The sequence below is a fragment of the Flavobacterium sp. ACAM 123 genome, assembly GCF_000264055.1.
Lineage (GTDB): Bacteria > Bacteroidota > Bacteroidia > Flavobacteriales > Flavobacteriaceae > Flavobacterium.
Window position 1 is genome coordinate 1 of record NZ_AJXL01000118.1, and the last position, 9,960, is coordinate 9,960.

The following is a 9,960-nucleotide window of genomic DNA, read 5'->3' on the forward strand; positions in this document are numbered from 1 at the left end:
GCGGAATCTAAACCATTGTAAAATTACGCTCCTATGAATAATCGCATCGTATTAAACAATATGTAGTTGCTCGGGTGGATACTTTCGTTTTTCTTTTAGGCATTACAATATGCTGGTTCATTTGTCGGCAAATTTTATTCTGTCGTTTTCTCTTTTTACATTACCGTGTTGCACTGCCGTGTCAATGACGTAACGCAACATTGTGTCAATTTGCTTGCCTACTTTGGCAAAACCAAAAGTCCGAGCCAAGTATCGAAGCAGTTCAGCTTCCTCAATACTCAAATTGTTTGTTACTGCTTCCTGTAGAGCAACTAAAACTTCTTCAGGAGCAATGTCCTCCATGTTACGTTTTTCTATGTCATTGTTACGATAGTAGTCTAAAGTTGTGTTGTTGCTCCAATAAAAGGGCTGATGATGTATTGTCTGCACTATATTAATCTCTTTGATAATTCCTTCTAAGTGCTTGTCTAACCTTGACCCTGCACGACTGGTATTCCACGCTTGCAATACTTTTTTATATAATAAACTCTTGCTTATAGGAGCTTCTGCGTCCACTATTGATTGTATCTGTTGCTTTATGATATTTCGGTTTTGAAATTCATATATCGTTTCACTATTGGCATTAGAAGCAGGAGTTAAAGCGAAAGCGGTATAAGGAGTTTGCTTGCTTGTAAGATTAATTGTTACCAATTCTGCGGGTATTACTTTAATAGTCTCTAATACAGGGTCAAGAGCAGGGTCAAGGTTAACTACTTCTTTAACTTCGGGCTGCGATTGCAGTTGCTTTACTCTTTCAATTATTGTATCAATAATCTTATCTGAATTTTCAAACCAGTCAATTGTCCAAATGCGATGAATGTTCCAACCTAAAGCTTTAAGAACAGAAGGCATCACCATTTCTCTGTCATTAGTGGTGTGAGCATTATAGTAGTAATGACCATCAACTACAATTCCTAGAATATATTGTTGCGGTTTGTCAGGATGAACAATACCAATATCCACTTTGAACCCAGAAGTGCCAATATTACATTTTACTTCTAATCCTTTTTCTTGCAACTTTTTGCTAACGGATGCTGATAAATGTTGCTTGTTGAGTGTTTCTTGAACATCTTCGGGACGAACACTTAAACTTCCTTTTTCAGCAAATTGCATAAATGCTTTCAGACCTGCCACGCCTTCGGCAGATGTACGACTTAAATCTATTTGGTCTGCATGCAATGTAGCGAATATGTGCATTTCATAGCGGGCACGGGTTATAGCTACGTTTAATCTACGCCAACCACCATCACGATTTAAAGGACCAAAATTCATACTCATTTTACCTTGTTCATCAGGTGCGTAGCAGACAGAAAATAGGATAATATCACGTTCATCTCCCTGAACATTCTCTAAGTTTTTCACAAACAATGGCTCAAGACTTTCATTGGTAAATTCTTCCAAATTCGGGTCGGACATGAACAGCTTTTGTAGCTTGTCTTCTATCAGATTTTGTTGTGTTTGACTAAATGTAACAACACCTACACTCAATTTGCGTTTTTTTGAATCGTTGTAATGTGATTTTATGAATTGCACAATTTCATCGGCTTCAAATTTATTGGTGCGTGTTTTTCCCTTATCGTAAAATCCGCTGATTCGGTGATATTTTACTTTACTGTTCAAATCGTCAGATGAAGGGAACGTAAGAAGTTTGTTTTCGTAATAATTCACATTGCTGAAAGCAATTAGACTTTCATGTTTGCTGCGATAATGTCGTAACAAATATTTTGATGGCACCGACAAGGATAAACAATCATCTAAAATGCTTTCTAAATCCTCCACATCCATATTTTCTTCATCCAATTTTACGGTGCTAAAAAATGAAGTAGGTGGCATTTGTTTAGGGTCGCCTACAATCACAACTTGTTTTGCTCTTGCCAAGGCACTTACAGCTTCGCAAGTTGGCAACTGTGATGCCTCATCAAAAATTAAAATGTCAAAATGTTTCGTATTTACATCAAAATACTGTGCTACTGAGATTGGACTCATTAACATACAAGGAGCAATGCGGGGTAGTAATGCAGGTATTTGGTCAAACAGTTTTCTTATACTCAATCCTCTGCCTCTGTTTTTAATAGCTCGTTGTAAAATCCCAATTTCAGAACTTTGCATTGCCTCGATTGTGGAGTTCGGCAATTGTGCCGCTAACTTCACACGCAATTCCTGAATTGTGAGATATTGAAAGTCTTTCGCAATTTTTTTATACTGTTCAATTTTACTTTCAAATAACCCAACATTAAATAAACTCAATGATTCGTGTTGCGAAATAATACGTTGTGCAATGGAAGCATGAACGATGTAATTAAAGTAATCGGTGATGTTATCAGCATCACACAATTTGTTTTCGTAATCGTTTATAAGCCATTGCAACTGCAAAGTTTCGCCCTGCTTACGAAGTTGCACATAGTTAATCCAATTTTTTAAATGTGGAAGATGTGTCTGTATATTTTGCAATTGTGTAATGGTTTCATTCTGCCAGTTTTCCTTTTGTTGAAAATCAATACCTGTAAGTGTTTCGTAATTTTTCTTGTGCTCGTTGAAAGTTGATGACAACTGAATAAAATCAACTATTGCTAACAAATTATTTTGTTTAATTTCATCGGAATACTGCAAGTTTTTTTCTTTCCAAATCTGAACCCATTTGCTAAGTGCATTACGTTCCCAACTGTTTGTTAGATTGCTTATTTGCTGAACCAATTCAGCTTTATTGTTAATGTCGGCTAAGTCTGTTTGTTCGTCTTTGAATAAATTTTTTAGTGCTTGTTGCACAACAGAAAAGCGGCTTTTCTGCAAAAGTCGTTGCACCTCTTGGAACTGATTGTAATTGGAAAAAAGTTGTTCTAATTCGCTGTTATCTGTAATAGGAGCATTTCTAAAAACAGCTAATTGCTTTTTGATTTTTCTTGTTTGTAACCATTTCGGTAAAAACCAACTTTGTTGTGCCTTCTTCCATTCTATTTCTGTTGATGAAACATCTGAGTTTAAAACATTTCGGTTGTAGCTTTTTAAAATGTTGTTTAAAACCGTCAAATATTGATTGAATGCTTTACTCCATTCTTCGTAAACACTATAATTTTCTTTGTCAGATAGATAGCGTAAAAGTTCTAAAGGAAGGTCAGGCAGATTTTGAAAAGCACTTACTACCTGAACAAATTGCTCCCACTCTGGTTTAGATTGGATTGAAAAAGGGAAATGTATTGCTTTAGCCAAAGATTGCGATTTACCTTCCAAATCGGGCAAAAGGTTACATAGTTTTTTTGTTTGTGCTGAAATTTCATCACTTATCGAAGGAGAATACTGCGGTAAATTAAAAGCAGTTAAAGGATTTTCAGAATGGGGAATAATTATTTTTAATATGGATTGAAATTGTGGAAGCCAATCTATCCATTGTTGCCAAAGTGTTGCGTTTAATTGTTGCAGAACTGTTTCGGAAATGAATTTTTTTTGAAAATTTTTATCGCTGTAATTTTCCAAAGCAGTAATGCTGTCGTATAGATTCCAACCTGTTTTCTGCTTTTGGTGTAAAACATTGACGTATTCACTAATCGCTTTTTTCGCAGTATCTAATCGCTGGGCTTCTTGTTGAAAATTGACTGTTCGTGCAAGTTTTGCTGTTTCAATTGACTTTGCCAATTGTGCTAATACATCAGATTTCTTAGATTTATTAGAGTGCAGTTCCAACGTAAACGGAGCAAGTCCGATTTGTTCCAATCGTCTATGCACAACATCTAATGCTGCTTTTTTTGCTGCTACAAACAATACTCTTTTTCCACGATACAAAGCATCTGCAATAATGTTGGTAATGGTTTGAGATTTTCCAGTGCCGGGAGGTCCGTGCAAAATGAAACTACGACCTTGCTGTGCGGTAAGCACTGCCTCCATTTGCGAAACATCGGTTGCTATGGGTAATACTATTGACTGAGAATGAATGTTGTCAAAATCATTCACAGAATGTGGTTCGTGATTTTCATTAAACACTAACTTGCCTTCTACTAAACTTCGCACCATGTCGCTTTTTAGCAATTCTTCTTGATGCATTACAATGTCTTTCCACAGAATTAGTTTACTAAATGAAAAATTTCCTAATACTAATTGCTCTTCTACATCCCAACCTTTCAACTGCATAACGGCTCTGCGTATTATGCCCATTACTTTTGCAACATCAACCCCTTTTTCATCAGTAGGTAGTTGTTCTAATGCACTTAAGTCTAGTTCATACTCCTGCCGAAGAAATTCCACTAACGTAATGTTTATCATTGTTTCTTCTTCACGGTTTTTCAATGTAAACTTGCTGTTTACAGACCTACGACTTATTTCTACTGGCAACAACAGAATAGGTGAATAGCGTGGTTGTTCAGGTGCTTTTCTGTCAAACCATTTTAGTAGTCCAACGGCTAAATACAAAGTGCTTGAACCGTTTTCATCAATTGCTTGTTTTGCATTTTTATGGATATAGATTAGAATGTTATCTAAATCCTGCTGATGATAGTGAGTTAGTAAGCGACTATGTTTTAACTCATCATTTGCTAATTGGTATAATGGTGATGATTGATGAAGTGGCTGTGAGAAGAAATTATACTTTCTTAATACCTCTGCATTCGGATTAGGCATAATAGAAAAACTCTTTCCATCTGCTAGTGTGTCCTCCAAGTTACTTATGTCAATATCTACCAATTGAAGCATATTACGGGTGATATGTAGATTCAGCAAATTGTTGCGAAGCGATAAATCTAACAGTTTGCGTTCCCATATTTTTTGCTTCGTTTTTGGTTGCTTGCCTTGTAGTAAATCATCTTGATAAATAGTGCCAATCTCAAAATGCTTTTCCATTGCAGCCGTTTCCGTTTGCTTTAATGCTTCTTCATCTAACTGTATTCCAGATGCATTTGTAAGCAAAGGCAACGGACGTATGCGAAGAGTTCTTGCACGTTTTATATCTACTGACAACAAAAACTCTTCTTTTTGAACTAACTGTGCTTCGCCTGCATTCAGTGCATCACTGAACTTAATATTATTCCCCTTGCATACACTTGTAGATTCAACGGCTGCCATTTCACGAATGCCTTTTGAAAGACGTTTAGTAATAGCGGTTTTATCATCATTGATAACTTCGGAAAATTTATCGTCCTGCAACCAGCAAGCAATAAAAGCATGTCCACGAACAATTATTAGAATTGGGTTTAGGTCAACTGCTTCTAAACAAGCGGCAAACAATAAACTGATGTCAATACAGTTTCCGAATTTTTCCTGCTGAATGGTATTAAGTAAACGTAACCTCTGTCCCGTTTCTTCATAACCTGGCGGTAAAGAACTGTAAACAATTTCCTCGTTTTGTATTGCTGAATAAATAGATGACATGATTTGCAACACTCGCTCGGGATCATTACTCTGATAACCTTCAAAAGCCGTTTTTAATCCTTGCGATTCTAAAATTTCAATGGCTTTTCTTTTGATGTGATAGATGTAAGGGTGATTTGGCGTAACGTAAGCTGCTATCAATTCGGGCAATACATGAAATCCCCCAAAATGTTCTAATGGATGAACATTTATAGCAATCGTTTCTTTGAGCATTGAAATTTCGTCTTGAAAAACTTCAATGGTAAGATTTGCCCTTTCCGTTTCGGATAGCTTGTTAAGAAATTCACGGTTTATTTTCAAATTCTCTAACGGAATTTTCACATCCTTTTTAGCAGGAACGGATGAAACAGTAAAACTAAATGGCTCAATGCAAGGAAGGTCAGCAAATATCTTTATTTCAAGTTGAGCAGAATTAGTTTCCGAAGTGTTTTCAATCGTCAATGACTGAACTGGCTTAATATTGTTCAGATACAAAGAAATGTTTAAAAATGGAAGTGTCTGCTTGTGTATTATGAGAGTAGATTGTTCTTGCATGAGTTCTTTTATTCTAATTGAGTTCGTCAAATTTTGCTTTCATTGTCGGATTGCCATGCGTTAGCTTTTTGATAGTCAAGTCCTCCGTTTTATTGTTGGCAAGCCTTAAATTATTTACAGAGGCGAGTAAAGATTCTTTTGTTTTTTGAAGATGATCTATAGTTTTATCTATTTCTTCAAGGGCGGTTTTAAATTGCCTACTTGCTAGATCATAATTTCTTGAAAATCCCTCTTTGAAGTTGTTTATCTTATCTTCAAAATTCGTAATGTCTATGTTTTGGTTTTTTACTACAGCAAGTTCTGATTTATATTGCATAGAGTTCATTGCTGCATTGCGAAGTAAAGTAATAATCGGAATAAAAAATTGAGGACGTACAACATACATTTTGTTGTATTTGTGGGAAACGTCAACAATACCTGAATTGTAAAACTCACTTTCTACTTCAAGAAGAGAAACAAGGACAGCATATTCGCATTTCTTCTCGTTGCGGTCTTTGTCAAGTTCTTTTAAAAAATCTTCATTCCTTTTTTTTGTAGCTGTTTCGTCCCCTTCATTTTTCATTTCAAACATTATTGAAATGATTTCATTTCCCGCTTCGTCAGTCTCTCGGTAAATAAAGTCTCCCTTGCTACCAGATTTTGAATCATTGTCTTTTTCAAAATATGCTTTTTGAAAAGCTGTTGCACGAAGTTTGTTAAACTCAGTCTCACAATGTTGTTCAAGTGTTTCGCCTAACATTTTAGTCGAGAGTTTGAGCTTCATATCCTTAACGCGGGCAATCTCATCGTCTTTATATTTTATGATTACGTCTTTGTTTTGCAATTCAGTTACAAATTGTTGCTTTAAAGAATTTTCAAGATTTTGTTTTTCTAATTCTTTAGTCTTTAAATCATTTGCCAAATTGTCTCGTTCTTTCTCAACTTTTTGAACAGCTTCGTTAACAGCAAGTTTTTTCTCGAGTGCAACATTATCAATCTTTGCTTTTAATTGCGTTATTTCGGCTTCTTTTTTATTTAGTTTTTCAGCCAGTGCCAAGTCGCTTTGTGCTTTTAGTTCTGTGAGTTCTTTATCTTTTTTCGCAAGTTGGTCTTGCACAGAATTTCTAATATTTGCTTCAGCTAATTTTATTGCACTCTCTTTTTCTTTGTCGGCAAGTTTTAAGCGATTTTGTATTTCTTCTTCAAATTGGTGGTCACGAACTTGTTTTAGAATGTCAGCAAAACCTGCTTCGTCTACTTTAAAAGCTTTCTTACAATTTGGGCAAATTATTTCGTTCATCTCGTTTAATATTTTTTTTGTTTTAATGTCCTGTCTGTTAAATAGTTGCGCGGTCGCCAATAAAACGACCGATAACTTGTTCATAACATCAAGAAGTAACGCTTTTTTTAAAGTTTGACCATAACTCGTGCTATATTTCTTGCGTTGTATGTTGTAAATAAAAGCTTTTCTAATTATTATTACAATACCCACTTTTAGTGATATTGATACATTTCTATGAAGTAAAAGTATTCCATTATAATTTCAATTCTTTACGGTTTCCCATATTGTAAAAAAAATAAAACGCATAAAGAACACCTCACAGCATCTTTATTTCCTATCACAACTCCTCCAACTATCATTATAATACCCGTTCCGGGAATCATAAACCTTCACACTATAGTAAAGCATTAAAACCACAAGAATTATAATCATATAAGAGAGAATCCTTGAAACCCTCTCGAAATCCCCTTCATTATTTTACGATAACGCCATAAGAACAGAAGTATAATCGGTTCCGTTCAACCGCGGGTTCATTGTTGGCTTTGCAAGCCCAACGCAGCCTTAGCTGTTAGCCGTAGTTATTGTTTTTTCAATAATTCATTAATTCTGTTTATCATGTCTTTAGCGTTTGTGTTTTCTGGATTCAATTCATATGATTTTTGATAGTTCTTTTTTGAAATTTCCAGTTGTCCATTCTTAAAATAGCCTTCAGCTAAACTATCAAAGGCATTGAATGATTTTGGATTTTCTTCTATATTAAATTCAAAAACTTTGATTGCATCATTTAATCTATCAGTACTCATTAATGTATATGCAGTTATATTCAATGCGTCTTCTAACTGTAATGTTGCATTTTTATTTTTTAAGGTAAAGTAGGACTGCTTTGCTTTTACTATATCATTTTTAAAAAAGGCTGTAATTATTTCTTCTTCGACTAACAATTTTTTATCCATCAATCTTTTATCTATAATTCCAGCTATATGATTGATGATTCGTTCTTCAACATTGAAGAATTTGTAGCCATTTGATAAAAATATAATTGTTAAATCATTATCTGTGAATTTTCGAAATGCAGTCATATACCCGCCACTAAATCCAAATGATTTTACATTATTTGTTGAGTATAGGCTCCAGCCATAAAGAAAGTCATCTTTCTTATCTTTATACTCAAATTGACTCCACATTAAAGTTTTGGTTGCTTTGCTTAAAAGAATATTTTTATCTAATCTTTCATTCCACGCTATAAATTCTTTGAGTGTAATATTTAATCCACTTCCGGAATTATGAATTTTAACATGGTCAGCATTAAATCTTTCGTATTTTTTCTTTTTAAAATTAAACACGTGGTGAGTAACTCTGTTCGAAATGAACTCTGATGCATTTGCAGAATAAACTACTCCTTTTTTCACAGAAGGAAATTGATTTTTCAAAATATAATCCTCAAATGTCAATCCACTTATACTTTCAATAATTTTTGTGAGTAAACAATAATTGGTTTGATTGTAACTAAAATGATCTCCCGTTTCAAACTCCATTGGTTTTTTGTACAAGCGAATCCATTTTTCGCTTTCATCTAAACTATATGGGATATCTTCAAATTTTACAATATCTGGTAAACCTGATGAATGGGTTATTAGGTTTTTGACTTTGACATCTTGCCATTCTTTAGGAAGATTATCTAAATATTTCGAAATTTTATCTTCTAACGATATTTTATTTTTTTCTATAAGTTGAAAAACGCCAACTGCTGTAATTAATTTAGTCGTTGAATATAATCTAAAAATGCTGTTTTCATCTACAATCGTATTATCTTCTAATGAACTTTTTCCACAAAATTGTTGATAGATCACTTTTCCATTTTTTATAACAGCAACAACTAAACCTGGAATTTGATTTACTTCAATTGTTTCTTTTAGATAAGTATCTAATTGTTGTTTTAAGGAGTTTTTTGAATTTTCTGTTTTTTGACTAAAACAGGACATAGTTAGAAATAAGAAACTTATTATTAATGTTGATTTTTTCATTATTTAATTGAATTTTTCTCCGTCGGTTTTTATAATTACAGCTAAACGTGTCGCTGATTTGAAATGGCGTATGCTTCGTAACCTTTCGGTTAACGGGTTAAAATAAAGTTGATGCATTATGGCAATCCCACTAAAATCCCACTATATCAAAATGGCTGTTGGCAAATCGTTATTTTCTATATTTACCATCTTTAAAGTTTTGAACTTCTAATAAACTCCCTTCTAAATCATATACATTTAGTGTTCCATTTCCATCTTTTAGAGTGCCTTTATCTAATTTTTTTCCATTACCGTCAAAACAATTAATTATATTCATTAGTTTTCCATCAGTGTATAATCTTTCGGTATAAATTTTTCCATTAGTGTGATACCAATTCCATTGCCCAATCAATTTTCCATTGTCTAATTTTCCAATCCCTTCTTTATTTCCGTTTTCGTAGAAAAATTTCCATTCTCCGTCTTGTTTTCCACTATTAAATTTACCGATCTGATGCAATTTACCATTTTCGTGAAAAATTTCCCAAACACCTATTTTTGCTCCATTGAGATATTTCCCTTTTTGAAATATCATTCCATTTTTATGGTAAAATTTCCATTTTCCATTTTTTAATTCACTTGATGTTCTCCCTATTTTTTTTAATTCGCCACTGTCATAAGTTTCTTTTGTCATTTTACAAGAAACTAATAATAAAGGCGTAAGAATTACGATAATAATTTTTTTTATTAATTAGGGTCTGCTGAAAAACT

4 protein-coding genes are annotated in these 9,960 nt (G+C 33.8%); all 4 read right to left on the reverse strand.

Translation table 11 applies throughout. The annotated features are described in order from the left end of the window. Positions 1–117 precede the first annotated feature (117 nt). Entirely contained in the window at positions 118–5,928 is a 5,811-nt protein-coding gene (locus tag A3SG_RS0115805) for a DUF3320 domain-containing protein (protein ID WP_016990976.1), read from the reverse strand. A gap of 13 nt (positions 5,929–5,941) precedes the next feature. Continuing rightward, positions 5,942–7,399: a DUF2130 domain-containing protein gene (locus A3SG_RS0115810; protein ID WP_016990977.1), complete on the reverse strand. Its 1,458-nt coding sequence runs from the start codon at positions 7,397–7,399 to the stop codon at positions 5,942–5,944. A gap of 368 nt (positions 7,400–7,767) precedes the next feature. Further along, a complete protein-coding gene (locus A3SG_RS0115815; protein WP_035664317.1) occupies positions 7,768–9,213 on the reverse strand; it encodes a serine hydrolase domain-containing protein in 1,446 nt (481 codons plus the stop codon). Between the two features lie 169 nt (positions 9,214–9,382). After that, positions 9,383–9,883 (reverse strand): toxin-antitoxin system YwqK family antitoxin, encoded by a 501-nt coding sequence (locus tag A3SG_RS0115820; protein ID WP_016990979.1) that lies wholly within the window; start codon positions 9,881–9,883, stop codon positions 9,383–9,385. Positions 9,884–9,960 lie beyond the last annotated feature (77 nt).